Below are 26,662 nucleotides of genomic sequence, written 5' to 3' on the forward strand. Positions count from 1 at the left end.
GGACACGAACGTGGCGCAGCCGACCATTCGTACCGTCGCAGCGCACGCCGGTGTATCCAAATCGCTTGTCTCCCTTGTTCTCCGCGGATCCAGCTCGGTGAGCGAGGAAAAGCGGGCGGCTGTCGAGGACGCGATCCGCGAACTCGGCTACCGACCCAATCTGAGCGCGCGCAGCCTGACGCAGAATCGCACACACATCGTCGGAGTTCTCCTCAACGACCTACGCAACCCATGGTTCGTCGACTGCCTCGAGGGCATGAATTCGATACTGCAGCAACATGATCTGAAGATGTTCCTCGCCGACGGTCGTCTCGATCGCAGTTCCGACGAATCGTTCGTCCGCAGCTTCATGGACCTCCGCCTCGACGGTCTGGCTCTCGTCGGCACCCGACGGCCGACGCCTGCCATCGCCGAAGCAGCAGCGCTGATTCCGACGGTCGTCGTCGCCAGCCGCGACCTCGACTTCCCGGACGTGGACGTCGTCGCCAACGACGACGAACTCGGCACCCGCTTGGCCGTCGAACACCTTGTCGCACAGGGCCATCGACGCATCACCCACATCGCAGGAACCGGGGCCGTCGCCGACATCAGAGCGCAGAGCTATCGCGACGCCATGGTCTCGCACGGCCTGAAGCGGCACATTCGCGTCGAGCCCGGCGGCATGACCGAGGACGCAGGCCACGCGGCCTGCTCGCGCATCCTCGACGGACGGACGCGTCCCACCGCGATCTTCGCCGTCAACGACATCGTCGCGATCGGCGCGATGACCGCCTGCCAGGAACGCGGACTGTCGATTCCGCAGCAGGTGTCGATCGTCGGCTACGACAACACGTCCATCGCTCAGCTACGCCACGTCCGGCTGACGAGCGTCGAGAACGCGACGATCGAAGTCGGCGAGCGAGCCGCGACGGCGCTCGTCGATCGCATCGCCGATCCGGATCGCCCCGGCTCGCTGACGTTGGTGCCACCCGCGATTCAGGTGCGCGGGTCGACGGCCCCGCCGGCGCCATGACTCCCGGGCCCTGACTCCGGGGCCATGACTCCCGCGCATCGTTGGTCCACGGCAACTGTCTGTCGGATGCCACGGACCACCGATGCCGAAGAATGCGGCAAGGATCAGCGATCGACGACCGTCGTGTCGAAGTAGTACCGCGACGCACGGTAGGCGTGCGAGCCGAATTCGACGACGCTCCCCGAGTCGTCGAACGCCGTGCGGTGCATCGTGAGCAGCGGGGCCTTGTACTTCTCGTCGAGCAGCAGCGCCTCGTCGCGGTCGGCGGCCTTGGCTCCGATCCGCTGGCGTGCGAGGCGGATGTGCACGCCCCTCGTCCGCAGCGACTGATAGAGGCCGTGATGTTCGAGCTCGTCGGGATCGGGCGCGATCGACGACGGCAGGTGATTCGCCATCAGCGCCAACGGTTCTCCATTGGTGCTGCGAAGCCTGCGGATGGTGACGATCTCGGTGTCGGCGGAGATGTTGAGTTCGCGTGCGACCTCTTCCGACGGCGTCCCGACGTGGTAGTCGAGCAATTTGGTCGACGGGCTCTGCCCGGCGCGCGCGAGGTCGTCGAAGAGACTGGTGAGCTCGACGGGTCGATGCACCGGACTCTGGACGACCTGAGTGCCGACACCGCGCTTACGGACCAGCAGTCCCTTGTCGACGAGTTCCTGAATTGCACGACGCGTGGTCGGACGTGACAGATTCAGTCGTTTGGCAAGTGCCAGTTCGTTCTCGAACCGATCTCCCGGGGCCAACTGCCCGCCGAGAATGGCCGACTCGATCGCCTGCGCCAACTGGAAGTACAGAGGAACCGGGCTGCCTCGATCGAGCTCGACCGACAGCGGTGTGGCCACCGTCGAACTCGCGCCGCTCGTGGGCGCATCCGACGTCGACGCATTGGAAGCAGTCACTGTCCGGCTCCGTATCTCCTCGGGGGCGGTAAATCTACAGCCCGGCTTGATCGGAAGTGTAGGCGAACACTAACATCAGCATGACTGGAAGTAAGAATGTCAGGACAAAGTCTTGACATGGACATGTGGCCTGCAGCACAGTAGTAGGCGACAGCCCCTGCCTCAGAACCTCTCGACCGTCAGTCCCCAAACACCTTTGGAGTCGAACTTGAGCACCTCAGCCGATGCCACGACCACGGCCTTCGACGTCCTCGCCATCGGGCGCAGCGGCGTCGACATCTACCCACTGCAGACCGGTGTCGGTCTGGAGGACGTCGAGTCCTTCGGCAAGTTCCTCGGAGGAAGCGCGGCGAACGTCACCGTCGCCGCGGCACGCCTCGGACGGAAGTCGGCACTGATCTCGGGCGTCGGCAACGATCCCTTCGGGCGTTACGTCGCAGGCGAACTGGCTCGCTTGGGCGTCGACAACCGCTTCGTCGTCACGGACTCGCAGTTCGCCACCCCGGTCACCTTCTGCGAGATCTTCCCGCCCGACGATTTCCCGCTGTACTTCTACCGCAAGCCGTCGGCACCGGACCTGCAGATCCGTCCGGAGAACATCGACGTCGACGCCGTCAAGAACGCACGGCTGTACTGGTCTACCGTCACCGGCCTGTCCGAAGAGCCGAGCCGCAGTGCGCATTTCACCGCGTGGGAAGCTCGTGGCCGCGCACCGCTGACCGTCCTCGACCTCGACTACCGTCCGATGTTCTGGGAGACGACCGCCGCTGCGACCGAGCAGGTCCAGAAGGCGCTCCAGCACGTCACCGTCGCCGTCGGCAACAAGGAGGAGTGCGAGGTCGCCGTCGGCGAAACCGATCCGAACAAGGCTGCCGACGCATTGCTGGACCTGGGCGTCGAACTCGCCATCGTCAAGATGGGCCCGAAGGGCGTCATGGGCAAGACCAAGAACGAGACCGTCACCGTGCCGCCGAACTTCGTCGACGTCGTCAACGGCCTCGGTGCAGGCGACAGCTTCGGCGGATCGCTGTGCAACGGCCTGCTCGCCGAGTGGCCGCTCGAGAAGATTCTCCGTTACGGCAACGCGGCAGGCGCCATCGTCGCTTCGCGCCTGGAGTGCTCCACCGCCATGCCCACCGCGACCGAGGTCGCCGAACTCGCCGACAAGGCTGCTACGGAGTCCGTGAATGTCTGAGACCACCTTGACCCCCGCACCCGCTGCATCCAGCTACGCCGAGGTCACCGCGATCCGCGCAAGCGATCCGCAGGCCATCGAGCGTGCCTGGGCGACGCGTACGACGCGTGAGACCATTCGAGGCAACGGCCGGCTCATGATCGTCGCCGCCGACCACCCTGCCCGTGGCGCGCTGTCCGTCGGCTCGAACATGACGGCGATGAACAGCCGCACCGAGCTGCTCGACCGGCTGCGCACCGCACTCGCGAACCCCGGCGTCGACGGCGTCCTCGCCTCCCCCGAGATCCTCGACGACCTCGTGCTCCTCGGCGCTCTCGAGGACAAGGTCGTGTTCTCGTCGATGAACCGCGGCGGCCTCGCAGGCGCGTCGTTCGAGCTCGACGACCGCATGACCGCAGCGACCGCAGCCGCCACGGCCAAGGCGCGTATGAACGGCGCGAAGATGCTGACCCGCATCGCACTCGACGACCCGGGCACGCTGTCCACGATGACCGCCTGCGCCCAGGCCATCGACGAACTCGCCGAGCGTCAGCTCATCGCCATGGTCGAGCCGTTCCTGTCTCGCCGTGTCGACGGACGCGTCAAGAACGACCTGAGCACCGACGCCGTCATCAAGTCCATTCACATCACCCAGGGCCTCGGATCCACGTCCGCGTACACCTGGATGAAGCTGCCCGTCGTCGACGAGATGGAACGCGTCATGGACGCCACGACGCTCCCGACGCTTCTTCTCGGCGGCGACCCGCAGACCGCTCCGGAAGAGACCTTCGCCAGCTGGGCGAACGCGCTCGCGATCCCGGCCGTGCGCGGTCTGATCGTCGGACGCACCCTGCTGTACCCCAAGGACGGCGACGTCGCAGCCGCCGTCGCGACCGCAGTGAACATGGTGAGGTGACATGAACTCCGAGTACTACATCGCAGCAGGCGACGGAGCCAAGGACGGCTTCGACGTCGTCGTCACGCCCGAATCCGCGGGGTGGACCGAATCCAGCCTCTGGACACTGACTCTCGCCGCAGGGCAGTCCGTCGATCTGTCGTCGGGCCCCGACGAGATCATGGTCGTGCCGCTGTCGGGTTCGGCGACGGTCACGAGTGACGGCACGAAGTTCGAGCTCGCCGGCCGTGCATCGGTGTTCGACGGCCCGTCCGACTTCGCTTACGTCGGAAAGGATTCGGCCTACACCGTCTCCAGCACCGACGGCGGACGGTTCGCTCTCTGCGGCGCCCGCGCCGAGAAGAAGCTGCCGTTCCGCTACGTTCCGGCAGCCGACATCTCCGTCGAACTGCGCGGCGCGGGCAACTGCAGCCGACAGGTCCACAACTTCGGTACCGCCGACACGTTCGAGGCCGACTCGATCATCGCGTGCGAGGTGATCACTCCCGGCGGCAACTGGTCGTCGTACCCCGGCCACAAGCACGACGAGAACACCGAGCACGAGTCCGCGCTCGAAGAGATTTATTACTTCGAGATCGCGCCGGGCCCTGACCAGAGCAACGGATTTGGTTACCACCGCGTCTACGGCACACCGCAGCGTCCGATCGAGGTCCTCGAAGAGGTCCGCACCGGCGACGTCGTGCTGGTGCCGCACGGCTACCACGGCCCGTCCGTCGCAGCCCCGGGGTATCACATGTACTACCTGAACGTCATGGCCGGACCGGGCAAGGAACGGGCCTGGAACATCGTCGACGATCCCGAGCACACCTGGATCCGCGGAACCTGGGCAGACCAGGCCGTCGATCCGCGCCTGCCCCTCCACAGCTCTTCCACCAACACCGCATCCGAAGGAGCATGATCGTGGTGTCCACCGCGCCGATCTCGGCGAGCAAGACCGAAAACACCGAGGGCACAGTTCGTCTCACGGTGTCCCAGGCGACCGTCAAGTTCCTGGCGAACCAGTACGTGGAGCGTGACGGCGTTCGCACCAAGTTCTTCGCCGGCGCGTTCGGCATCTTCGGACACGGCAACGTCGCCGGCCTCGGCCAGGCGCTGCTGCAGGCCGAGATCGACGCCGTCGAAGCAGGCACCGACCCCGAACTGCCTTACGTCCTCGGGCGCAACGAGCAGGCCATGGTGCACAGCGCCGTCGCCTACGCACGCCAGAAGGACCGCCTGCAGACGTGGGCCGTCACGGCGTCCGTCGGCCCCGGCTCCACGAACATGCTGACCGGCGCCGCGCTGGCGACGATCAACCGCCTGCCCGTGCTGCTGCTTCCCGCCGACACGTTCGCCACCCGTGCGAGCGCACCCGTGCTGCAGGAGCTCGAACTCCCGTCCAGCGGCGACGTCACGGTCAACGATTCGTTCAAGCCGCTCTCGCGCTACTTCGACCGCGTGTGGCGTCCCGAGCAGCTGCCCGGCGCTCTGCTCGGTGCGATGCGTGTGTTGACCGATCCGGTCGAGACCGGCGCGGCCACCGTCGCCATCCCGCAGGACGTTCAGGCCGAGGCGTTCGACTGGCCCGAGTCGCTGTTCGCACCGCGTACCTGGCATGTCGCACGCCCGCTGCCGGAGAAGTCCGTCATCGCCCGTGCCGCCGAGGTCATCCGTACGGCGAAGAAGCCGATGATCGTCGCAGGCGGTGGCGTCATCTACTCCGGCGCGACCGACGCGCTGGCGTCGTTCTGCGAGAAGACCGGGATCCCGGTCGGCCAGAGCCAGGCGGGCAAGGGTTCGCTGAAGTACGACCACCCGCAGTCCGTCGGCGCTCTCGGCTCGACCGGTACGACGGCGGCCAACGCCCTCGCCACCGAAGCCGACGTCATCATCGGAATCGGCACGCGCTACAGCGACTTCACGTCCGCGTCGCGCACCGCGTTCAACAACCCCGACGTTCGCTTCGTCAACATCAACGTCGCGTCGATCGACTCGGTGAAGCAGGGCGGCATCTCGGTCGTGTCCGACGCTCGCGAAGCGCTGGAGGCTCTTGCGGTCGAATTGGGCGACTACACTGTTCCGTCCGAATACCGCACGCGTACAAGCGAACTCGCACAGGAGTGGGACGACACGGTGGCGTCGGTCTACAAGATCGAAGACCCGTCGGCACCACTGAACCAGAACCAGGTGATCGGTCTGGCCAACACGCTGTCCGATCCTCGCGACGTCGTGGTCTGCGCTGCAGGATCGATGCCCGGTGACCTCCACAAGCTGTGGCGCACACGCGATTCCAAGGGTTATCACGTCGAGTACGGCTTCTCCTGCATGGGATACGAGGTTGCCGGCGGCATCGGCGCCAAGATGGCCGAGCCCGATCGCGACGTGTTCATCATGGTCGGCGACGGCTCCTACCTCATGATGGCGACCGAACTGGTCACCGCCGTGCAGGAGGGCGTCAAGATCATCATGATCCTCGTGCAGAACCACGGATTCGCATCCATCGGTTCGCTGTCGGAATCCCTTGGCTCGCAGCGCTTCGGCACCGACTACCGCTACCGCGCGGAGAACGGCCGTCTGCAGGGAGACAAGCTGCCTGTGGATCTCGCTGCCAACGCAGCCAGCCTCGGCGTCGAGGTCGTCCGCGTGAACAACGGCTCCGAGTTCACCGACGCGGTCAAGGCCGCCAAGGCGAGCGAGACGTCCACCGTCATCCACGTCGAGACCGACCCGCTGATCGCGGCTCCGGACTCCGAGTCGTGGTGGGACGTCCCGGTCAGCGCGACCTCCACGCTCGAGTCGACGCAGACCGCGTACGCCACCTACGAGAAGTGGAAGAAGATCCAGCGCCCCTTCCTCCGTCCGTCCGGAAACTGACAGGAATCACCACACGATGAAGATCGCACTCGATCCCACCCCGTTCCACCACGATTTCTCGCTGCTGGAGCTGCCTCGTGTCGTGGCCGACCTCGGCTACGAGTACCTGCAGCTCACGCCGCACGTGGACATGATCCCGTTCTTCAACCACCCGAAGGCCGACGACGACCTGGTCGCCAAGTTCAAGAAGGCCTGCAAGGACGCCGGCGTCGGCATCGCCTCGGTGCTGCCCGTGCTGCGCTGGTCCGGCCCGGACGAGGACGCCCGCGAAGCAGCCGTACGGTACTGGAAGCGTGCCATCCAGATCACCGTCGACCTCGGCGTGAACGTCATGAACACCGAGTTCAGCGGACGCCCGGAGAAGGCCGAAGAGTCCGAGCGTGCGTTCTACCGTTCGATGGAAGAACTCGTTCCGATCGTCGAGCGTGAAGGCATCGACGTCCGAATCGATCCGCACCCGGACGATTTCGTCGAGGACGGCCAGGCGGCCATTCGCGTCATCCGGGGCATCAATTCGAAGAACTTCGGCATGGTCGTCGTCGCGTGCCACCAGTTCCACATGGGCGGAGATCTGCCAGGAATCCTGCGCACCGCAGGCGATCTCGTGCGCCTGGTGCACGTCGCCGACACGATGGACCACCACCGTTCGCACGGCCTGCGCTACATCACCAACCCGCCCGGAAACGCAGTACGCGTCCACCAGCACCTGAAGATCGGTGACGGCGACGTCAACTGGGACGAATTCTTCGGCGGCCTGGGCGAATTGGGCTTCTACGACAAGGAAGACACCGTGATGGTGTCGAGCGTCTTCGGAGAGAACGAGAACGCGCACGAAGTGTCTCGCTACCAGCTGAAGACGATGAACGAGTACATCGCAAAGTTCAAGAAGTAAGGACGGATATGAGCAACGTGATCAGCCACTGGCTGGACAACAAGGAATTCGCCGGCACCTCCGGTAACACCGCACCGGTCACCAACCCCGCTACCGGCGAGGTCACCGGACAACTGGCACTGGCCAATCTGGACGATGCCCGCACCGTCATCGACGCCGCCGCAGCCGCGTTCCCCGCCTGGCGCGACACCTCCCTCGCCAAGCGCGTACAGGTCCTGTTCAAATTCCGCGAACTCTTGAACGAACGCAAGGGCGAGTTGGCGGAAATCATCACCGCCGAACACGGCAAAGTACTCTCCGACGCATTGGGCGAAATCTCCCGCGGCCAGGAAGTCGTCGAATTCGCCTGCGGCATTCCGCATTTGTTGAAGGGCGGCTTCACCGAGAACGCCTCCACCAAAGTCGACGTCTACTCCATCCGCCAACCCCTCGGCCCCGTCGGCATCATCTCCCCCTTCAACTTCCCCGCCATGGTCCCGATGTGGTTCTTCCCCGTCGCCATCGCCGCCGGCAACACCGTCGTACTCAAGCCGTCGGAAAAAGACCCCACCGCCTCCATCTGGATCGCGAACCTCTGGGCCGAAGCAGGCCTGCCCGCAGGCGTGTTCAACGTCCTCCAAGGCGACAAGCTCGCCGTCGACGAACTCCTCGAGAACAAGAAGATCAAAGCGATCTCCTTCGTCGGCTCCACCCCCATCGCCCAATACGTGTACAGCGTCGGCACCGCGAACGGTAAACGCGTCCAAGCGTTGGGTGGCGCGAAGAACCACGCCATCGTCCTGCCCGACGCCGACCTCGACCTCGCCGCCGACGCCATGGTCAACGCCGGCTTCGGCTCCGCAGGCGAACGCTGCATGGCCATCTCCGCACTCGTCGCCGTCGGCGACATCGCCGACGACCTCGTCGCGAAAATCGTCGAACGCACCACCCCCCTCGTCACCGGCGACGGCACCAAGAACTCCGACATGGGCCCCCTCGTCACCCAGGCCCACCGCGACAAAGTCGCCTCCTACGTCGACGCAGGCGAAGCAGCAGGCGCCACCATCGTCGTCGACGGCCGCCAAGTCCAGCCCGACGGCGGCAAGGACGGATTCTGGCTCGGCCCCACACTGATCGACAACGTCACCACCGACATGTCGATCTACACCGACGAAATCTTCGGACCCGTCCTGTCCGTCGTCCGCGTCGACAGCTACGACGAAGCCCTCCAACTGATCAACGACAACCCCTACGGCAACGGCACCGCCATCTTCACCAACGACGGCGGCGCAGCACGCAGGTTCCAGAACGAAGTCGAGGTCGGCATGGTCGGCATCAACGTCCCCATCCCCGTCCCCATGGCCTACTACAGCTTCGGCGGCTGGAAGAACAGCCTCTTCGGCGACACCCACGCCCACGGCACCGAAGGCATCCACTTCTTCACCCGCGGCAAAGCCATCACCAGCCGCTGGCTCGACCCCAGCCACGGCGGCATCAACCTCGGATTCCCCGAAAACAGCTGACACCCCCACGTGCGCGCGAATGTATAGCCCGCTATACATTCGCGCGCACGAGGCGTAGCCCTGGGGAGTAAGTTCGGTGAGTCGGCGGCATACACCGAACTCCGAGTCCTAGGGTAGTTCGCGATGAGAACGATTTTCCGGGCGGCAGCGGCCCTGACTGCTACGGCGCTGCTGTTCGCAGGCGGCGGACCAGCACTCGCTCAACCTCCGGTCCAGCCTCCGAACGAGACGACCACCACGCCGTTCACGACGCCGAACACCGACGACTGCCCGTACGCGGCGTCGCCTCCCCCGGCGATCGATCTGTCCGAGATCCCCGCACCCGGCGATCCGACGCCGGAGCCCCTTCCGGTCCCCGCGGTGCCAGTCGGCGGTGACGCTCTGGCCGCGTGCGGCACGATCACCCCCGACGGTGCAGGTCCGCTACCGGCCGACATCTCGGCGACCGGCTGGGTTCTGTCCGATCTCGACACCGGCGACGTCATTGCCGCCAAGGATCCGCACGGACGCTATCGACCGGCGAGCACCATCAAGATCCTGCTCGCGTTGGTCGCTCTCGACGAGCTCGACCCGAACACGACGATCGTCGCCTCCGCCGACGACGCCAATGCCGAGGGCAGCGCTGTCGGCATCGGAACGAACGGCGTCTACACCAACTTCCAATTGATGCAGGGACTCGTCATGGCGTCGGGCAACGACGCGGCGCACGCTCTCGCTGCACAGATGGGCGGCGACGCGGCAACCGTCGCCAAGATGAACGCGAAAGCGAAAGAACTGGGCGCCCTCGATACGCGCACCGCGACGCCGTCAGGCCTGGACGGACCCGGAATGTCCAGTTCTGCATACGATCTCGCCTTGTTCTTCCGGGAAGCGATGCGGAACCCGATGTTCGCGCAACTGATCTCCACGGAGACGGTCGAATTTCCGGGCTTTCCCAAGGACCCGACGATTCCCGACGATCAGGATCGCCCCGGCTTCACGTTGTCCAACGACAACCAACTGCTCTACAACTACGAGGGAGCGCTGGGAGGGAAGACCGGCTACACCGACGACGCACGTCAGACGTTCGTCGGAGGCGCGGAACGCGGTGGCAGACGGCTCGCGGTCACGATCATGAAGGGCGACGTCCTGCCGATCCGCCCATGGGAGCAGGCTGCTCGGCTTCTCGATTACGGATTCGCGACGGCTCCCGGCACCAGCGTCGCTGAGCTGGTCGACGCGAATTCGGTGGGCGCCGTGAGCAGTACGCGTCCGACGCCGCAGAGCCCGACCCTGGCTGCCCCACCTGACAACGCCACCCAGCGAGCCACCGCGGCCGACGACGGTGGCAGTGACACGACTGCGCTCCGCATCGGAATCGGCGTGGTCGGAGGCATCGTCGTCCTGGCCCTTCTGATCGGTGCGCGCCGACTCAATCGACGACCATGAGGTTCAGCGCCGTCGGCCGAGGAACCCTCCCAGACCCACGACGGCAAGCGCACCCGCGCCGACCAGAGCGAGTCCGCCCTTGACCGTCGGTCCGTTGTTGACCTCGAGACGCGGTGCGATCACGGCCGAATCCGGTGGCGGAACGAACGCCAACGCCAACGCCTCCCGGGTCGTGGCCGCGAAGGCGGTGGCGAACAGGATGAACCGCGACGTCGTGAAGACGAATACGAGCAGACCGATGATCGGGCCGAACACCACTCCAGCTGGGCCGGACGTCACCGACGCGAGGTAGATGGCCGCGATCTGTTTGAAGATCTCGAATCCGACGGCCGCCAACAGGCCGCCCTTCAAGGCGCTGCGGAACGGAACGGGCTCGCGGGGCAGCCGCGAGATGACCCAGGTGAACACCAACCACGATGCAACGATGGCCAGAACCACCGACACGATGCGTAGGAAGACCCCGACGCCGGGCGCATTGTCGAGTTTGACGAGTTCGAGAATGCCACGCATGACGCCGCTGCCGTTCAGCGCCGACAGTCCCAACGACACCGCCGCCGCGAGACCGAGCCCGAGCAGAGCAGCGAAGTCGCGCAGCTTGGTCGACAGGAATCCGCCCTGCTCATGCGTCGACTCCCACATCGCGGTCAATGCGGCACGCAGGTTGGCCACCCAGCCGAGTCCCGCGTACAGCGCACCGAGCAGACCGATGATGCCGACGCTGGTGCGCGACTCGATGGCCGTGTCGACGAGCGAATTGACCGTGTCGCCGAGGCTTCCGGGAATGTTGTCGGTGATCTGCTTGCGAATCTCGTCGAGCCACTCGGGATGGCCGACCAGCACGAAGCCGGCGACGGCGAAGGCCACCATCAGTAGCGGGAACAATGCCAGGACGCTGAAATACGTCATCCCGGCGGCGTAGTAATCGCCCTTCTGAGACTGATAGCGCGACGCAGCACGCACCGTGTGGTCGAACCACGGCCACTTCGCACGACGCTCCGCAAGGATCGCTTGGAAGTCGGGAACGACAATCACCCTCTCGCTGTCAGGCCCTCACTGCCAACGAGCCCGCTGTCAGGAGAGCGGAGCCAGGAACCCCACCCGGTCGTACACCTGCGCCAACGTGCGTGACGCTACCTCTCGGGCCCGATCCGCACCGTCGGCGAGGATCTTGTCCAGTTCGGCAATATCGGACATATACCCGTCGACCCTAGCCTTAAGCGGCGTCACGAACTCGGTCAACACGTCCGCGGTGTCGGACTTGAGGTCGCCGTAACCCTTGCCGGCGTACCCAGCGACGAGCTCGTCGATCGTCCGATCCGACAGCGCAGACTGAATGACCAGAAGATTGCTGACGCCCGGCTTGGCAACGGGATCGAAGACGATGTCGCGTTCGTTGTCGGTGACCGCCGACCGCAACTTCTTCGCCGTCACCTTCGGATCGTCGAGGAGGTTGACGATGCCCGCCGGGTTGGACCCCGACTTGCTCATCTTCGCGGTCGGCTCCTGCAGGTCGAAGATCTTTGCGGTGCCCTTGATGATGTGTGCCTCGGGCACGAGGAACGTCTTCTTGAACCGGGTGTTGAAGCGCTGCGCCAGGTCACGCGTCAGTTCGAGGTGCTGACGCTGATCCTCGCCGACGGGCACGAGGTTGGGGCGGTAGAGCAGGATGTCGGCAGCCTGCAGGATCGGATACGTGAACAGACCGACGGTCGTCTGATCACGACCCTGCTTGACCGACTTGTCCTTGAACTGCGTCATCCGCCCGGCCTCACCGAAACCGGTGAGGCAGTTGAGGACCCAGGCGAGCTGGGCATGTTCGGGAACCTGGCTCTGCACGAACAGCGTCGAACGCGACGGATCGATGCCGACGGCCAGCAATTGCGCCGCCGCGATGCGGGTGCGCTGCCGCAGGGCCTTCGGATCCTGCGGAACGGTGATGGCGTGCAAATCCGGGATGAAGTAGAACGCGTCGTAGTCCTCCTGCAACGCCACCCACTGACGCACGGCACCCAGGTAGTTGCCGAGGTGGAACGAGTCCGCCGTCGGCTGGATGCCGGACAGAACGCGCTGACGCGGTCCCTGTGGAGTGTCGGATTGTGCGGGGGAAGACATGGTCACGATCTTTTCACGTCCCGGCAAGCCGATTCTCAGCGGTACCGAACGGTGACAGGCGCATGATCGGACCACCGCTGGTCGTACGCGTCGGCACGTTCGGTGACGGCTTCCTTCGCACGTTCGGCGAGCGTGCGCGTCGCGAACTGGTAGTCGATGCGCCAGCCTGCGTCGTTGTCGAACGCCTTGCCGCGGTACGACCACCAGCTGTACGGACCTTCGACGTCCGGGTGCAGCTGACGCACGACGTCGGTCCAGTGCGCGCCGTCCGCCAGCAGCGCAGAGACCCATTCGCGCTCCTCCGGGAGGAACCCGGAATTCTTACGGTTGGTCTTCCACGCCTTCAGGTCGTTCTCGGTGTGCGCGATGTTCCAGTCGCCGCAGACGACGAGGTCACGATCGGCCGACGTGGCTGCCGACGCGGCCGCGTCGAGGTACGCCGCGAACGCCGCCATGAACCGTTCCTTCTCCTCCTGACGCTCGGTACCGACCTCGCCCGAGGGGAGATAGAGACTCGCGACGGTGACGTCGTCGAAATCGGCTTCGATGTAGCGCCCGGACTCTGCGAACTCGGCAGCATCCGCATCGGCACCGATACCGACTCGGACGGCGTCCGGTGCGGTGCGCGACAGGATCGCGACACCGTTGCGTCCCTTGGCCGACGGCTCGGCCGACGCCAGATGCCACCCGGCGTCGAGCGCCGGAGCCAGGGCCTTCGTCAACTCACCGTCGTTCGCGCGTGTTTCCTGCAAACAGATGACGTCTGCGTCGGTGGTCTCGAGCCACGGCAACATTCCCTTGCGGGCAGCAGCGCGGATTCCGTTGACATTGACAGTGGAAACGGTGAACGGGGAGTCAGTCACGTCCCGCACCGTAGCGGAGACCACCGACAGACCGGCAATCGCGAACGTCGTCCAGACGTCGATCCCGTCGGCTTTCCCTGTGGAAGACCCTCACCGCACCGACGGGCATGGAAGAACCGGGCGCCCGTCCAGAACGGTGCGCGCACGGGAGTCGGCGACGTTCCATTCGTTCCAACGTCGAGGCTCGACGCGCGGCAGGACGCAACTGCGGTACGGCTCGGGCAGGCGATCGAGTTCGCCCGTCGCATCGGCGGACAGTTCGGCGAGATATCGGGTGTCGATCTCGCCTGTCTCGACGAAGCGATCGACGTTGTGCCGGGCGACGTACGCGTCGGGGTTCAGCAGCGCGAGACCGAGAACCGTGGCGACGACGGCGACACCCACCGCGCGTGGCAGCCAGCGGCCCGACATGGACACACCCGCGATCAGCACGAGAACGAACACGCCGCCCAGCAGTAACTCGACCGCGGTGACGAACAGCCGCAACGTGGTGTAGCCGTACTGCTCCTCGTACAGCGACATCCGGTGCAATGCCGACGCGACGACGACGAGCGACAGTAGACACAGCGCACCGAGAAGGGCCCGCAGCACGACGCGATCGCGTCGAGTCTCTCGCGACGCCTTCCGAACGGTGACTGCGAGGACGACCAGCGTCAGTCCCGTCACGGTGAGCAGCTGCCAGAAGCCCTGCCTGGCGTACTCGGCGTTGGTCAATCCGTCGGTGACGAGCACGTGCTCTTGTCCCCCGAACAACGTAGCCGCCTGTACCGCGACGAACACACAGAACACGGCGACGAGCGCGCCGAGAGGAATTGCCCACTCCCACAACCGAACACGCGAGCGCGGTTTGCGGGCGAAAACATCGAACCGTGGCGGATGTCCGACGACGTACGCAGCCGTCAGCGCAGCGAGCGTCACGAGAGCGAACAGCACGGTCCGCGCCACGACGACGTCCGATCGCCACCGTGGTGTCACGGCATCGACCGCCCGCGCGAACACCGGGTCCGCTCCGGCGAACAAGGTCACGAACACGACGACGAGCACAGCCGTCGTCGCGAGAACTGCCACGACCCGACCTGCACGCAGCTCGCCGGCCCGCACGTCTCTGGCACCTCGCGAGCACCACCGGTACAGACGCGCCGGCACGAAGAGCGGTACGAGCGCGCCGAGTGCAAGACCGATCCACGTACGCCCGCGGCACGCGACGGCGCCTGCGACGATCACGGCCAGCCACAGCGACAGCGTCACCAGCCACTCGGACGTCCGGAACGCCGCGACCGAGACGAGCGCAAGTACTGCCGCTGCTCCGGCAACGCCCCATGCGGTCGGACGACGTCGCGCTGCGACGAGCACGACGCCGGTGACGGCTATAGCGGTGAGCGGATAGGCGATGCCTGGGGCACCCAGGAGAATCGCCCCTGCGACGCCCGCGGCGATCGCCGCCAGCAGCACACGGGGCGACGCCGCGCGATAGGCCCGCCTGGGCCAGACGCGCGGGGGCCACAGCGATTCCATGGGTGTACGGGTGACAGCTTTCGGTTCCACGTCGACGATCACGGCACGACCTTTCTGTTGCGGGCACGACGAGATGAACGCAGGAGCCCTGCGTCGGATTCGGAGAACTGTTGCCTTGTAGGGAGATCAGGCGTGTGGGACGGTGACGCGAATGCGGCACCCAGGACTGCGGTCGAGGACCTCGATCGTCCCGCCGTGCAGCTCCGTCGCCCATCGAGCGATAGCGAGCCCGAGGCCGGTACTGCCGTCGGTTGCGCCACCCCGGGTGAATCGGTCGAACACCGAAAGTCGTTCCTCGGGAGCGATTCCGGGGCCGGCGTCGGCAACCTCGAGGTGCAGCCCGGCCGACGTCGCGCGTGCGGACACCGTCACCTCCGACCCTGCCGGTGCGTGCCGGACCGCGTTCTCGACGAGATTGGTGACAACCTGCGTCAGCCTGGATCTGTCGGCCGTCACGGTCAGGTCAGCAGGATCGACATCGGCACGTACACAGGCATATTCGACGGTCACCTCGTCGAGAAAGGAGCCGACGGCGAAGGACTCGGGGCGCAGCGGCAGCACTCCCCCTTCGAGCCGAGACAGGTCCAACAGCTCGGTCACCAAATCGCCGAGCCGCTCGGTCTGCCGGAGCGCGAGCTCCAACGACGTTCGGTCAGGCGCGGTGACGCCGTCGACCATGTTCTCCAGCACGGCTCGCAGTGCGGCAATCGGTGTCTTGAGTTCGTGCGAGACGTTGCCGATCAGTTCTCGTCGATACGTATCGGCAGCTTCGAGATCGTGAGACATGGTGTTGAACGCCGCCGCGAGCTGTCCGACCTCGTCACGTGACGTGGCGCGCACCCGCGTCGAATAGTCCCCGCGCGCCATGGCTTTCGCGGCCGACGTCATCTCACGCAACGGCGACGTCATGCCGTGCGCCAACACCTGCACCGCAACCAACGACATGACCAGCGCCGCCACGAGGGCGTACCTGAACTGCCATCCCGCGCCGATCCAGAACACGACGCTGGCGACGACCAACACGACGCCGACGATCAGCGAGACCTTGAGTTTGAACGAGGTCAGTGCGTCGAGCGGCCGCGGAATCGTGCGCGTCATCGCGGCACGTCCAACGCATACCCGACGCCGTGGACGGTTCGGATCATGTCGCCACCGATCTTGCGACGCAACGCTTTGACGTGACTGTCGACGGTTCGGCTGCTGGCAGAATCTCCCCAACCCCACAGTTCGGCGAGCAACGTCTCGCGGGTCACGGCCGCACCCGGACGATGGGACAGAAACGCAAGAATGTCGAATTCGGTACGCGTCAAATGTATTTCGTCGCTTCCATGGCACACACGCCGAGCCTGGTGGTCGATTCGAATGGGGCCGAACGACAGTGCCGTCGCCGACGCGTTTCGATTCGCGCGACGCACGAGCGCGTGAACACGAGCGACGAGTTCTCGCATGCTGAACGGTTTGGACAGGTAGTCGTCGGCGCCGACACCGAGCCCGACGAGCATGTCGGTCTCGTCGGACTTCGCGGTGAGCATCAGCACCGGTACGGGACGGTCGGCCTGAATGCGCCTGCACACCTCGAGCCCGTCGAACCCCGGAAGCATGACGTCGAGAACCACCACGTCGGGATCGACGCGCGCGCATGCCTGCACGGCCGACGGCCCGTCCCCTGCCGTCACGACGTCGAAGCCCTCGCCGCGCAGGCGTGCCGCGAGCGCGTCGGAGATCGTCGGTTCGTCGTCGACGACGAGCACGGTGCGGTTCATGTTCACGACACTAGAGGGCCGTCATGGAGGAGTTCGGCAGGAAATGTGGAGGTTCCGTGAAGATCGACACCACGTGAACGTTAGGGTCGGCTACCCTTAGCCGTCACTCATCCTCCGAAAGGGACCTCGATGGTCGGATCCGCCCGTTCGTTCCAGATCGCCACCGTTGCCTTCGCGGCTGCGCTGGTGCTGTCCGCGTGCTCGACCCCGTCCGACGACGGTGAAGCCGACGCGGCGGTCGCCGGAAACGGCGCCTTCCCGGTCACCGTCGAGCACGCGTTCGGTGACACGACGATCACCGCCGAGCCGACGCGCGTCGTCGTCGCCGGGTACACCGAGCAGGACACGGTGCTCGCCCTCGGCGTGACACCCGTCGCCGTCACCGAGTGGTACGGCGAACAGCCGTATGCGACATGGCCGTGGGCGCAGGAAGCATTGGGCGACGCCACACCCGAGGTCCTCAGCGCCGACGACGGCTTCCAGTACGAACGCATCGTCGCCCTGGACCCGGACCTGATCATCGCAACCAACGCCGGACTCGACCGCGACAGCTACGACAAACTGTCCGAGATCGCACCGACGATCGCGCACTCGGGCCAGTACACGCAGTACTTCGAACCGTGGGACGTCCAGGCTCGCAACATCGGCAAGGCGCTGGGCAAGGCGAACGAGGTCGACCAGCAGATCGACGCCGTCGAGCAGAAGTTCGAGGCCGCCAGGGCCGAGCACCCCGAGTTCGTGGGAACCAAGGCGATCTTCCTGCAGAACGCGTTCTACGACGGCGCAGCCATCGCGTACCAGAACGGACTCAGCACGGACTTCCTGACGGACCTCGGGTTCGTCGTCCCGTCGGAGATCGATCGATACGCACCACCGGAAGGCGGCGGTCAGGCCGCCATCCCGCTGGAGAACCTGTCGGTGCTCGACACCGCGGACGTGCTGCTGTGGGGAACCGAGAAGCCGGAGGATCGCACCGCGCTGGAGCAGGAGCCCGTGTACCGAAACCTCGATGCCGTCGAGGAGGACAAGTTGGTCTTCACCGACGGCATCACAGCAGGGGCGATCTACTTCACGTCGCTGCTGAGCTTGCCGTACGTGGTCGACAAGTTGACGCCCGCATTCGCGAGCACGCTCGCCGGGGACGGCGCGGCCACGACCAGCAGCTAGCCCCCGCGGGCGACGCTAAGCAGCTGCGGAACCATCCGCACGCACAGCCTTGGCGTCGTCACGGCGCTGCATCCACATCGCGGTGGCGAGGACGCCGAGTCCGGCCACCGCGAGGATCGCACCCGCAGCGGCGGGCGCGGTGTACCCGAACCCGGCCGCGATGACCGCGCCGCCGAGCGCGGCACCGATGGCGTTCGCGAGATTGAACGCAGCGTGGTTCAGCGACGCCGCCAACGTCTGAGCATCGTCGGCGACATCCATCAGCCGAGTCTGCAGACCCGGGATGACCGAGGAACCCGACGCACCGATGAGGAACAACAGAACGAGCGCGGTGACCGAGTTGTGCGAGGCGATCACGAACAACGCGAGGAACACGGCCATGGCAGAAATCGAGACGAACGTACCGCGCAGTTGCAGCTTGTCCGCGATCCAACCGCCGAAGTAGTTTCCGGCGATCATGCCGAGTCCGTAGATCATCAGCGCTACCGGGACGAGACCCTTGGCCAGGCCCGAGACGTCGGTGAGCGTCGATGCGATGTACGTGTACACCGCGAACATTCCACCGAATCCGACCATGCCGACCAGCAGCGTCATCCAGACCTGGACGCGCCGGAGTGCACCCAACTCGGTGATCGGGTTCGTCGTCGGCATTCCGTCCAGACGCGGCATCCACATGATCAGCGCCGTGACCGTGAGTGCACCGATGACGGCGACGACGGCGAAAGCACTGCGCCATCCGAGGCTCTGGCCGAGCCACGTCGCCGCGGGCACGCCGACGACGTTCGCGATGGACAATCCCATCATGACCATGGCTACGGCTTTCGCGCGCTTGCCGGGCTCCGCGAGATGCGCGGCGACGAGCGCGGCGATACCGAAGTACGCGCCGTGCGGGAGTCCGGCGACGAACCGCGATGCGACCAACTCGTGGAAGCTCGGCGCGAACACCGTGCCGAGGTTGCCGAGCGTGAACGCGGCCATCAGCAGGATGAGCAGAAGCCTTCGCGGAACACGTGCGGCCAGCGTGGCGATCGCCGGGGCTCCGACGACGACACCCAACGCGTACGCAGAGATCATGTGGCCGGCGGACGGCTCGGAAATTCCCATCGACGACGCGACATCCGGCAGCAGACCCATCGATGCGAACTCGGTGGTTCCGATGCCGAAACCGCCGATCGACAACGCCACCATCGCGAGCCGTCTACTCGTGGAGTGCGGCCGCTTCTCGGTACTCAGGCCGTGAGACACCTTCGAACGCACGGCGCCGACATTCTTGGCGAGGGCGGAATCGGTGACAGACACAGCAGAACGACCTTGTCTCGAGAGGGGGAACGGAAGCATGAAGAAGGGACGGACCCTGGAGGGAACGTCCCTGCGATCCATTGTCGTCCCGCACGCAACGGATTTTCTTCTCGATCGGCGGTGATTGTGCTCACGGGACACTTATTCGCAGGTCACAGTGCACGATTTCGGAGTTCCGACGTCGCTATTCCTCCCGCCCGGGCGCACCGCTAGGATTCCAGCAGGTCATGAGCGCCAGCATCGAGCCCCGGCTTGCTGGCCGGCAACCCTCCAACCGCGGTGGGGTGCTCCGGGTGAAGACCTGGTTACTCGGTTGCAGAACGCAACCGAAGAACAAGCGCGGGTCCGCAGGACGGTCTTCAGGCCGACTCGGCGGGCCCACTGACCGGGCACGACTGGCCAGACGGGCACGACTGGACCGCGAAGGCCCCCGAGGAGGTTTGCATGTGTTGTTGTCTCGATAGGCCCCGCCCGGCCCTCGCATGCGAGTGCCGTTTCGAATTCTGCACATCCTTCGAAGACGGAGTATTCACGACATGACCGAGAACAACCCCGACGTAGTCGACGCCGCAGGCGCCCCGATCGAGGATCCGACCGCGTCCTGGAGTTTCGAGACCAAGCAGATTCACGTCGGCCAGAACGCCGACGGAGTCACCCGTGCGCGTGCTCTGCCGATCTACCAGACCACGTCGTACACGTTCGAGAACACCGACCACGCCGCCGCACTGTTCGGACTCGCCGAACCCGGCAACATCTACACCCGCATCATGAATCCGACGCAGGACGCCGTCGAGCAGCGCATCGCCGCGCTCGAAGGTGGCGTCGCCGCACTGCTGCTGTCGTCGGGCCAGGCCGCCGAGACGCTCGCCATTCTCAACCTCGCCGAGGCAGGCGACCACATCGTCTCCAGTCCGCGCCTGTACGGCGGCACGTACAACCTCTTCCACTACACACTCCCCAAGCTCGGCATCGAGGTCTCCTTCGTCGAGAACCCCGACGACCTCGAGCAGTGGAAGGCCGCGATCAAGCCGAACACCAAGGCCTTCTACGGCGAGACCATCTCGAACCCGAAGAACGACATCTTCGACATTCCCGGTGTCGCCGAGGTTGCGCACGCCAGCGGGATTCCGCTGATCGTCGACAACACGGTCGCCACCCCGTACCTCATCCAGCCGTTGACGTTGGGCGCCGACATCGTCGTGCATTCGGCGACGAAGTACCTGGGAGGCCACGGAACCGCGATCGCAGGCGTCATCGTCGACGGCGGCACGTTCGACTGGACGCAGGGCCGTCACCCGAATTTCACGACGCCCGATCCGAGCTACCACGGCGTCGTGTTCGCCGAACTCGGTGCGCCTGCCTACGCGCTCAAGGCTCGTGTGCAGCTGCTCCGCGACATCGGCGCGGCCGTGTCCCCGTTCAACGCCTTCCTCATCAGCCAGGGACTCGAAACGCTCAGCCTGCGTATCGAGCGCCACGTCGAGAACGCGCAGAAGGTCGCCGCGTTCCTCGAAGCACGCGAGGATGTCTCCAGCGTCGGCTATGCGGGTCTTCCGTCCTCGCCGTGGTACGAGCGAGGACAGAAGCTGGCACCCAAGGGACAGGGCGCGATCGTGTCGTTCGAACTGACCGGCGGCGTGGACGCGGGCAAGAAGTTCGTCGACGCGCTGAGCCTCCACAGCCATGTCGCTAACATCGGGGACGTGCGTTCACTAGTCATCCATCCCGCGTCGACCACTCATTCGCAGTTGACTCCGGAGGAACAGCTCGCCTCCGGCGTCACTCCCGGCCTGGTCAGGCTCGCAGTGGGCATCGAGGGAATCGACGACATTCTCGCCGATCTCGAACGCGGTTTCGCAGCGGCGGCGTCTTGACCATCAGCTCCGTGCACGACGCTCTGTCGGCCGCAGGATTTCCTGCGGCCGACGGGCGGCTCGGCCATGTCGACATAGGTGACCTCGAACTCGAAAGCGGCGCGACGCTGCGCGGTGTGACGATCGGGCTGCAGCGGTGGGGCACCATCTCGCCCGCTCGCGACAACGTGGTGCTCGTCGAGCACGCGCTGACCGGTGATTCGCATGTGTCCGGCCCTCCCGACGACGCCCACGCGTTGGCGGGGTGGTGGGACGGAATGATCGGCCCCGGCGCACCCGTCGACACCGACGAGTGGTGCGTCGTCGCCACCAATGTTCTCGGTGGGTGCGGCGGCACGACGGGTCCGTCGTCGATCGCGCCGGACGGCAAGCCCTACGGCAGCCGATTCCCGGAGATCTCCATCCGCGATCAGGTCGCCGCCGAGGCCGCACTCGCCGATGCCCTGGGCATCGAGCGTTTCGCTGCCGTCGTCGGCGGCTCGATGGGCGGCATGCGCACGCTCGAATGGATCGTCGAATACCCCGAACGTGTTGCCGCCGCGCTGGTTCTGGCCGTAGGCGCTCGCGCGACGGCAGACCAGATCGGCACCCAGACCACACAGATCGCGGCCATCATGTCCGATCCCGACTGGCAGGGTGGTGACTACTACGGCACCGGCAAGGCTCCGCTCACCGGCCTCGGCATCGCACGCAGGATCGCGCACCTGACGTACCGCACGGAGAGCGAGCTCGATCTACGTTTCTCGAATTCGCCTCAGGCGGAAGAGGATCCGTGGAACGGCGGTCGCTACGCGATCGAAAGCTATCTCCAGCACCAGGCCACGAAGCTGGTCGGCCGTTTCGACGCGGGAACCTACGTGCTGCTCAGCGAGGCGATGAACCGCCACGACATCGGCCGTGGCCGCGGCGGAGTCGAAGCCGCGCTGGCTCGCGCGACCGTGCCGACGATCGTCGGCGGCGTCGACTCCGACCGGCTCTACCCGCTGCGCCAGCAGAAGGAGATCGCACGGGGACTGCCGAACTGCAGCGGCCTCGAAGTGATCCAGTCACGCGACGGCCACGACGGCTTCCTCACGGAGGCAGGAGCGGTGGCGAAACTGCTCGGCGAGACGATGGACCAGGCACGACAGAACCGCAGCGCCGACAACTGAGCGGCGGGCGGTCAGTCGGTGCCCAGAGGATCGATGGAGGCGGAGAGAAACACGATGGCTCCGCCCACCAACGCCAGTGCGGCGACGTCGAATCCGCGGCTACGCACCTGAAGCAAGCCGACGCGGTTCTCCGGTAGACACAGGCGGAAGCCCGCCGCCAGAATGGTCGCCACACCGAGGACGAACGCGCCGCGCCGCCACCGGTCCGCGAGGACCAGCGCCAGCGCGGCGAGGATGACGAGCAGCACCACCAGCAACGGAAGGTTCTTGCGGATCCGCTCGCCCATCGGATCAGACCGCCGCGGTCGTCGCGTGCATCTGCTCGGCCCGTTCGACGACATTGGCCAGCAGGAACGCACGCGTCAGCGGTCCGACGCCACCCGGGTTGGGAGACAGGAAGCCCGCCACCTCGGCGACATCGGCGGCGACGTCGCCGCGCAGTCCCTCGTCCGTGCGCGTGACGCCGACGTCGAGAACGGCTGCACCGGGCTTGACCATGTCGGCGGTGACGATCCCCGGGACACCCGCGGCTGCGATGACGATGTCGGCACGACGAACCTCGGCGGCCAGATCCTTGGTCCCGGTGTGGCACAGAGTCACCGTCGAGTTCTCGGATTTGCGAGTCAGCAGCAGGCCGATCGGGCGACCGACCGTGACACCGCGGCCGATCACGACGGCGTGCGCGCCGTTCAGCTCGACGTCGTAGCGACGCAGCAGGTGCACGATGCCGCGCGGGGTGCACGGAAGCGCCGCTTCCTTGCCCAGCACGAGACGTCCCAGGTTGATGGGATGCAGGCCGTCGGCGTCCTTGGACGGATCGATGCGCTCGAGCGCTGCGTTCTCGTCGAGGTGCTTCGGCAGCGGCAACTGCACGATGTAGCCGGTGCACTCGGGGTTCGCGTTCAGCTCGTCGATGACGGCTTCGAGATCTGCCTGCGAGATGTCGGCCGGAAGGTCGCGGCGAATCGACGTGATGCCGACCTTCGCGCAGTCGCTGTGCTTGCCGCGCACGTAGGCGGCCGAGCCCGGGTCGTCGCCCACCAGAACGGTAGCCAACCCTGGCACGATGCCGCGCTCACGCAGAGCCGTCACACGCTGGGTCAGGTCGACGAAGATCTCGTCGCGGGTCGCCTTGCCGTCAAGAATTCTCGCAGTCACGGCTGCCATTGTTCCAGGCGACGCCGAACCCGTGTAGTCAACCCTCGACGGACAATCCGTGCGCCTGGGCGTACGCGACGGCCTGCGTCAACTCGATGCGCGCGCCGGTCACGACGGCGGCGACCCACAGGTTCGCGTCGACCCGCGCGCCTCGGAGGTCGGCCTCCTGCAGTTTCGCGCCCGTGGCCCGAGCGCCGGACAGGTCGGCCGACCGCAGCACGGCCTTGCGTAGATCGGTGTTCACGAGATTGGCCTCGGCCAGGCGACAACCGGTCAGGTCCATGCCGCGCATGTCCGCTCCCCCGAGCCCGACGAGCGTGATATCGACCTCGTCGAACGTCGACGGCCGCATCCGCGAATCGACGAACGTCGACCCGATCAGCGTCGAATTGCGAAACGTACTGTGCTGCAGGTTCGTTCGAGTGAACGTGCATGACCGGAAAGCGGTGTTGACGTGGACCGACTCGGTCATGTCCGTCCCGGTGAAGTCGCATTCGGTGAACACCACCGACGACGTCTTCACTCCGCTGAGGTCGGCATCGCGGAACGTGCACGAGACGTACTGCCGGTCCGTCCACTGCTGCTGGTCGAGTCGCGCGTCGGAGAAGTCCTCGCCGATGATCTGTTCGCCGTCCACCTGCTCCATCCTTGCGGTCCCGCTAGTGGCAGAGTGAACCGGGTGTTTCGACTCATGTTCTTCGAGCCCCGCATCCCACAGAACACCGGCAACGCGATCCGCCTGGTGGCCGGGACCGGGTGCGAACTGCACCTCGTGGGGCCCCTCGGTTTCGACATGTCCGAGCCGAAGCTCAAACGCGCAGGCCTGGACTACCACGACCTCGCGTCGGTCACCGTGCACGAGAACCTCGCCGCCGCCTGGGATGCATTGGCACCCGAACGCGTCTACGCCTACACCGCACATACGACGCGTTTTCACACCGACGTCGCGTACCAGCCCGGCGACGTACTGCTGTTCGGACCGGAACCGACGGGACTTCCCGACGAGGTACTGGACGACCCCCGAGTCACAGACAAGCTACGCATTCCCATGATCGCCGGTCGCCGATCGCTCAACCTCGCCAACTCTGCGGCGGTCGTCATGTACGAGGCGTGGAGGCAACACGGGTTCGACGGCGCGGTCTGAGTATCAGGTGTCGCTCCGGTCCGGTTCGGGCTCGGTCGCAGGCTCCGTGTCCGACGTCTTCCTCGCGGTCCCTCGAATCACCCGGACGACCCCGTAGACGACCCCGGCCGCGATCGCGAGCGCCCCGATCCACGGGATCGCGCGTCCCAGCGCGACGACGCCGTCGGCCATCGCGTCCAGCAGCGAATGCCAACCCGCGACGAGACCGTCCCAGAACGAATCGGGCCCAGGAGACGGCGTCGCATCGTCGGTGGTGAATTGGATTGTGATGGTGGACAAATCGACTTGGTCCGCAAGGTAGTTCTTCTGTGACGTCAGACTGTCCAGTTCGCCCTGCCTGCTCGACAGCGCGGACTCCGCTTCGATCAGATCCGCCGTGGAGGTTGCGCCGGCAATCAGCCCCTTCAGCCGATCGACGGACGCCTGCAGCGCACCGATGCGCGCATCGAGATCCTGGTACTGCATGGTGACGTCGTCGCGCGAAACGCTGACGGACGTCACCTTCCCGAGCTCCTCGATGCGGTCGAGGGTGCCGGTCAATTCGTCGGCAGGGATACGTGCGGTGATGGAACTGCTTGCCGTCGAATTGTCCGTCGCGGGATTCTCGGACCGATTGTCGACGCGTCCGCCCACCTCTTCGACGACGGACGTCGCGTCCCGTGCCGCCGCGATCGGATCGACCGCGGTGATGTAAACCTGGCCCGTCACAACCTCTTTGCGCTCCGACGAGTCCGACGAACCGGGCGCCTGATCCCGCGCCGCGGTTCCCGATTCGGGCGCAAGCGCCACGCCCGGTTGCGAAAAGGACTCTTCGGGCGCCGGGGCTCCGGAGGTCCCGTCCGATCCACCGCATCCCACGACGAGAAACAACGATCCGACCAGGGCGGCAACCAAGCTGCGCGTCATCCCAGGATGGTAGATCAGCGTGGCCCATCGGCGGGGAGTACCGAATCGTTACAGCTATAGGGATATCTCACTGATGACCTGAGCGCGGAACCGGGGTACGGTGTCCCGCACCGACCCATTTCGTTTCGTGAAGGAGCCTCCTGTTGTTCTCCGCTTCCACCGTTTTTTCTTCGCTCCGTCGCACGTCTCAGGAGAGCTCTTCAGCTCGGTTCGGTAGTCGAATCTCGCGCACGGCAGCACTTTTCGCTGTCGGTGGTTCAGTCGCCGCAGCCGGTTTCCTCGGAGCAGGCACCGCAGCTGCCGCTCCGGTGAGCTGTGTGTCGCCTCCCGCCGCCAACGACATTCGAGTCGACGGCACCGCCAGCTGCGGCGCGACATCCACCGGCCCCGGCATCGCGAACGCAGGTGCCGCAGAGAGCGGCACCGCGGTCAGCGTCACCGACGGCCCGGGCGCAACCACCACCTACGCCAACGGATTCGGAACGGCGCTCGGTGCATCGAAGAACGCGGGCACCGCCTACGCATGGGCTCTCGGCGGAGGCATCGCGCACTCCTGGGCCGACGAGGGCGCGACGACGGTGGCCGTCGCGGGCTGGGGCTCGGGGGCGACGGCAGAAGCTGCAGGCGTCGACTGCGTCGGACCGCTGTCGATGGCTCTGAACCTGAAGACCGGACAGTTCTGCATGCTCGGAAACTGACTCATTTTCTCGGGCGTCGAATCCCGTCACCGGCCTTCGGTGACGGGATTCGCTGTTTCTACGACCTTGGGTAGTACCTGAGGCCACGCCGGTTTAGGATTGACGCACTCGCGTCGTCAGGAGGATCAGTGACTGCCCTAGCGCCTAGGCCGACTCCCGCGGTGGAAGCGGCACGGCCGTTTCCGCCGCGGATGGGACCGAAGGGTTCATTCATTCACAAGGCGGTGACGACGACTGATCCCAAGGTGTTGGGGATCATGTACATCGCGACGTCGATCGCGTTCTTCTTGGTCGGCGGGTTGATGGCGTTGTTGATGCGCGCCGAGTTGGCTGTGC

At 65.8% G+C, this 26,662-nt stretch carries 25 protein-coding genes, 1 pseudogene and 1 riboswitch; of the genes and pseudogenes, 14 read left to right on the top strand and 12 right to left on the bottom strand.

Annotated elements, in window-relative coordinates; genetic code table 11:
- Positions 1-10: 10 nt before the first annotated feature.
- The gene (locus HQ354_RS20055) at positions 11-1,012 is read left to right on the top strand and encodes a LacI family DNA-binding transcriptional regulator (RefSeq protein WP_222635429.1); all 1,002 of its coding nucleotides are present in this window, start codon (positions 11-13) and stop codon (positions 1,010-1,012) included.
- 104 nt (positions 1,013-1,116) lie between these two features.
- On the opposite strand, the gene HQ354_RS20060 is transcribed toward HQ354_RS20055, so the two are convergent.
- The gene (locus tag HQ354_RS20060; protein WP_068428309.1) at positions 1,117-1,854 is read right to left on the bottom strand and encodes a GntR family transcriptional regulator; all 738 of its coding nucleotides are present in this window, start codon (positions 1,852-1,854) and stop codon (positions 1,117-1,119) included.
- Between the two features lie 265 nt (positions 1,855-2,119).
- Between HQ354_RS20060 and iolC the strand changes: the two genes are divergently transcribed.
- The 7 genes from iolC (at position 2,120) to HQ354_RS20095 (ending at position 10,676) form a co-directional block, all read left to right on the top strand.
- Complete coding sequence (iolC, locus tag HQ354_RS20065; RefSeq protein WP_068429094.1) at positions 2,120-3,106, top strand: 5-dehydro-2-deoxygluconokinase; 987 nt, start codon at positions 2,120-2,122, stop codon at positions 3,104-3,106.
- Positions 3,099-4,001 (top strand): aldolase, encoded by a 903-nt coding sequence (locus HQ354_RS20070; protein WP_167678089.1) that lies wholly within the window; start codon positions 3,099-3,101, stop codon positions 3,999-4,001. The genes iolC and HQ354_RS20070 overlap by 8 nt, the downstream gene beginning before the upstream one ends.
- 1 nt (position 4,002) lies before the next feature.
- Positions 4,003-4,899: a 5-deoxy-glucuronate isomerase gene (gene iolB / locus HQ354_RS20075; RefSeq protein ID WP_068428315.1), complete on the top strand. Its 897-nt coding sequence runs from the start codon at positions 4,003-4,005 to the stop codon at positions 4,897-4,899.
- Positions 4,900-4,901: 2 nt separating this feature from the next.
- A complete protein-coding gene (gene iolD, locus HQ354_RS20080; protein WP_222635430.1) occupies positions 4,902-6,854 on the top strand; it encodes a 3D-(3,5/4)-trihydroxycyclohexane-1,2-dione acylhydrolase (decyclizing) in 1,953 nt (650 codons plus the stop codon).
- Positions 6,855-6,870: 16 nt separating this feature from the next.
- Positions 6,871-7,746, top strand: coding sequence for a sugar phosphate isomerase/epimerase (locus HQ354_RS20085; RefSeq protein WP_114332374.1), 876 nt, complete (start codon positions 6,871-6,873; stop codon positions 7,744-7,746).
- An 8-nt stretch (positions 7,747-7,754) separates the two neighbouring features.
- Complete coding sequence (locus HQ354_RS20090; RefSeq protein ID WP_222635431.1) at positions 7,755-9,248, top strand: CoA-acylating methylmalonate-semialdehyde dehydrogenase; 1,494 nt, start codon at positions 7,755-7,757, stop codon at positions 9,246-9,248.
- A gap of 123 nt (positions 9,249-9,371) precedes the next feature.
- Positions 9,372-10,676: a D-alanyl-D-alanine carboxypeptidase family protein gene (locus tag HQ354_RS20095; RefSeq protein WP_222635432.1), complete on the top strand. Its 1,305-nt coding sequence runs from the start codon at positions 9,372-9,374 to the stop codon at positions 10,674-10,676.
- 3 nt (positions 10,677-10,679) lie between these two features.
- On the opposite strand, the gene yhjD is transcribed toward HQ354_RS20095, so the two are convergent.
- The 6 genes from yhjD to HQ354_RS20125 form a co-directional block, all read right to left on the bottom strand.
- Positions 10,680-11,708 (bottom strand): inner membrane protein YhjD, encoded by a 1,029-nt coding sequence (gene yhjD, locus HQ354_RS20100; RefSeq protein ID WP_167677407.1) that lies wholly within the window; start codon positions 11,706-11,708, stop codon positions 10,680-10,682.
- 39 nt (positions 11,709-11,747) lie between these two features.
- Positions 11,748-12,788 carry a tryptophan--tRNA ligase gene (gene trpS / locus HQ354_RS20105; RefSeq protein WP_068429100.1) on the bottom strand — a complete coding sequence of 347 codons (1,041 nt, stop codon included), beginning with the start codon at positions 12,786-12,788 and terminating at the stop codon, positions 11,748-11,750.
- Between the two features lie 35 nt (positions 12,789-12,823).
- Positions 12,824-13,651 (bottom strand): exodeoxyribonuclease III, encoded by an 828-nt coding sequence (locus HQ354_RS20110; RefSeq protein ID WP_167677409.1) that lies wholly within the window; start codon positions 13,649-13,651, stop codon positions 12,824-12,826.
- 90 nt (positions 13,652-13,741) lie between these two features.
- Positions 13,742-15,208 carry a DUF4153 domain-containing protein gene (locus HQ354_RS20115; protein ID WP_254303567.1) on the bottom strand — a complete coding sequence of 489 codons (1,467 nt, stop codon included), beginning with the start codon at positions 15,206-15,208 and terminating at the stop codon, positions 13,742-13,744.
- A gap of 84 nt (positions 15,209-15,292) precedes the next feature.
- Positions 15,293-16,264: a HAMP domain-containing sensor histidine kinase gene (locus HQ354_RS20120; protein WP_068428330.1), complete on the bottom strand. Its 972-nt coding sequence runs from the start codon at positions 16,262-16,264 to the stop codon at positions 15,293-15,295.
- On the bottom strand, positions 16,261-16,929 hold the full coding sequence (locus tag HQ354_RS20125; protein ID WP_068429109.1) for a response regulator transcription factor: 669 nt from the start codon (positions 16,927-16,929) through the stop codon (positions 16,261-16,263). The genes HQ354_RS20120 and HQ354_RS20125 overlap by 4 nt, the downstream gene beginning before the upstream one ends.
- Before the next feature lie 129 nt (positions 16,930-17,058).
- Here HQ354_RS20125 and HQ354_RS20130 point away from each other — a divergent pair, with 129 nt between their 5' ends.
- A complete protein-coding gene (locus tag HQ354_RS20130; RefSeq protein WP_068428332.1) occupies positions 17,059-18,096 on the top strand; it encodes an ABC transporter substrate-binding protein in 1,038 nt (345 codons plus the stop codon).
- A gap of 15 nt (positions 18,097-18,111) precedes the next feature.
- On the opposite strand, the gene HQ354_RS20135 is transcribed toward HQ354_RS20130, so the two are convergent.
- Positions 18,112-19,284, bottom strand: a complete 1,173-nt coding sequence (locus tag HQ354_RS20135; RefSeq protein ID WP_068429112.1) for an MFS transporter — start codon at positions 19,282-19,284, stop codon at positions 18,112-18,114.
- Between the two features lie 334 nt (positions 19,285-19,618).
- Positions 19,619-19,741, top strand: a riboswitch (SAM riboswitch).
- 190 nt (positions 19,742-19,931) lie between these two features.
- Between HQ354_RS20135 and HQ354_RS20140 the strand changes: the two genes are divergently transcribed.
- Both HQ354_RS20140 and HQ354_RS20145 read left to right on the top strand, forming a co-directional pair.
- The gene (locus tag HQ354_RS20140) at positions 19,932-21,269 is read left to right on the top strand and encodes a bifunctional o-acetylhomoserine/o-acetylserine sulfhydrylase (RefSeq protein ID WP_222635433.1); all 1,338 of its coding nucleotides are present in this window, start codon (positions 19,932-19,934) and stop codon (positions 21,267-21,269) included.
- A complete protein-coding gene (locus HQ354_RS20145) occupies positions 21,266-22,420 on the top strand; it encodes a homoserine O-acetyltransferase (RefSeq protein ID WP_114332790.1) in 1,155 nt (384 codons plus the stop codon). The genes HQ354_RS20140 and HQ354_RS20145 overlap by 4 nt, the downstream gene beginning before the upstream one ends.
- 11 nt (positions 22,421-22,431) lie before the next feature.
- Here the strand turns inward: HQ354_RS20145 and HQ354_RS20150 are convergent, their stop codons facing one another.
- Genes HQ354_RS20150 through HQ354_RS20160 form a run of 3 tightly spaced genes read right to left on the bottom strand, consistent with a single transcriptional unit; the run spans position 22,432 to position 24,224 of the window.
- The gene (locus HQ354_RS20150; RefSeq protein ID WP_068428339.1) at positions 22,432-22,707 is read right to left on the bottom strand and encodes a DUF3017 domain-containing protein; all 276 of its coding nucleotides are present in this window, start codon (positions 22,705-22,707) and stop codon (positions 22,432-22,434) included.
- A gap of 4 nt (positions 22,708-22,711) precedes the next feature.
- Positions 22,712-23,578 carry a bifunctional methylenetetrahydrofolate dehydrogenase/methenyltetrahydrofolate cyclohydrolase gene (locus tag HQ354_RS20155; protein WP_222635434.1) on the bottom strand — a complete coding sequence of 289 codons (867 nt, stop codon included), beginning with the start codon at positions 23,576-23,578 and terminating at the stop codon, positions 22,712-22,714.
- A gap of 37 nt (positions 23,579-23,615) precedes the next feature.
- Positions 23,616-24,224 (bottom strand): pentapeptide repeat-containing protein, encoded by a 609-nt coding sequence (locus HQ354_RS20160; RefSeq protein ID WP_222635435.1) that lies wholly within the window; start codon positions 24,222-24,224, stop codon positions 23,616-23,618.
- 33 nt (positions 24,225-24,257) lie between these two features.
- Here HQ354_RS20160 and HQ354_RS20165 point away from each other — a divergent pair, with 33 nt between their 5' ends.
- Positions 24,258-24,722 (top strand): tRNA (cytidine(34)-2'-O)-methyltransferase, encoded by a 465-nt coding sequence (locus tag HQ354_RS20165; protein WP_217266268.1) that lies wholly within the window; start codon positions 24,258-24,260, stop codon positions 24,720-24,722.
- Between the two features lie 3 nt (positions 24,723-24,725).
- Here HQ354_RS20165 and HQ354_RS20170 read toward each other — a convergent pair whose 3' ends face one another.
- Positions 24,726-25,628 (bottom strand): DUF4349 domain-containing protein, encoded by a 903-nt coding sequence (locus tag HQ354_RS20170; protein WP_222635436.1) that lies wholly within the window; start codon positions 25,626-25,628, stop codon positions 24,726-24,728.
- Positions 25,629-25,771: 143 nt separating this feature from the next.
- Between HQ354_RS20170 and HQ354_RS20175 the strand changes: the two genes are divergently transcribed.
- Both HQ354_RS20175 and HQ354_RS25680 read left to right on the top strand, forming a co-directional pair.
- The gene (locus tag HQ354_RS20175; protein ID WP_206031011.1) at positions 25,772-26,326 is read left to right on the top strand and encodes a DUF6764 family protein; all 555 of its coding nucleotides are present in this window, start codon (positions 25,772-25,774) and stop codon (positions 26,324-26,326) included.
- A 128-nt stretch (positions 26,327-26,454) separates the two neighbouring features.
- Positions 26,455-26,662 (top strand): annotated as a pseudogene (locus HQ354_RS25680) (cytochrome ubiquinol oxidase subunit I); the annotation flags it as partial.

It is taken from the genome of Rhodococcus sp. BP-261 (assembly GCF_019835205.1).
Lineage (GTDB): Bacteria > Actinomycetota > Actinomycetes > Mycobacteriales > Mycobacteriaceae > Rhodococcoides > Rhodococcoides kyotonensis_B.

Coding starts and splice junctions, on each gene's coding strand:
- HQ354_RS20160 (WP_222635435.1), bottom strand. CDS start 24,224: ATGGAGCAGGTGGACGGCGAACAGATCATCGGCGAGGACTTCTCCGAC.
- HQ354_RS20070 (WP_167678089.1), top strand. CDS start 3,099: ATGTCTGAGACCACCTTGACCCCCGCACCCGCTGCATCCAGCTACGCC.
- HQ354_RS20090 (WP_222635431.1), top strand. CDS start 7,755: ATGAGCAACGTGATCAGCCACTGGCTGGACAACAAGGAATTCGCCGGC.
- iolB (WP_068428315.1), top strand. CDS start 4,003: ATGAACTCCGAGTACTACATCGCAGCAGGCGACGGAGCCAAGGACGGC.
- HQ354_RS20095 (WP_222635432.1), top strand. CDS start 9,372: ATGAGAACGATTTTCCGGGCGGCAGCGGCCCTGACTGCTACGGCGCTG.
- HQ354_RS20085 (WP_114332374.1), top strand. CDS start 6,871: ATGAAGATCGCACTCGATCCCACCCCGTTCCACCACGATTTCTCGCTG.
- HQ354_RS20135 (WP_068429112.1), bottom strand. CDS start 19,284: ATGGTGGCGTTGTCGATCGGCGGTTTCGGCATCGGAACCACCGAGTTC.
- HQ354_RS20140 (WP_222635433.1), top strand. CDS start 19,932: ATGACCGAGAACAACCCCGACGTAGTCGACGCCGCAGGCGCCCCGATC.
- trpS (WP_068429100.1), bottom strand. CDS start 12,788: ATGTCTTCCCCCGCACAATCCGACACTCCACAGGGACCGCGTCAGCGC.
- HQ354_RS20125 (WP_068429109.1), bottom strand. CDS start 16,929: ATGAACCGCACCGTGCTCGTCGTCGACGACGAACCGACGATCTCCGAC.
- HQ354_RS20170 (WP_222635436.1), bottom strand. CDS start 25,628: ATGACGCGCAGCTTGGTTGCCGCCCTGGTCGGATCGTTGTTTCTCGTC.
- HQ354_RS20150 (WP_068428339.1), bottom strand. CDS start 22,707: ATGGGCGAGCGGATCCGCAAGAACCTTCCGTTGCTGGTGGTGCTGCTC.
- HQ354_RS20130 (WP_068428332.1), top strand. CDS start 17,059: ATGGTCGGATCCGCCCGTTCGTTCCAGATCGCCACCGTTGCCTTCGCG.
- HQ354_RS20120 (WP_068428330.1), bottom strand. CDS start 16,264: ATGACGCGCACGATTCCGCGGCCGCTCGACGCACTGACCTCGTTCAAA.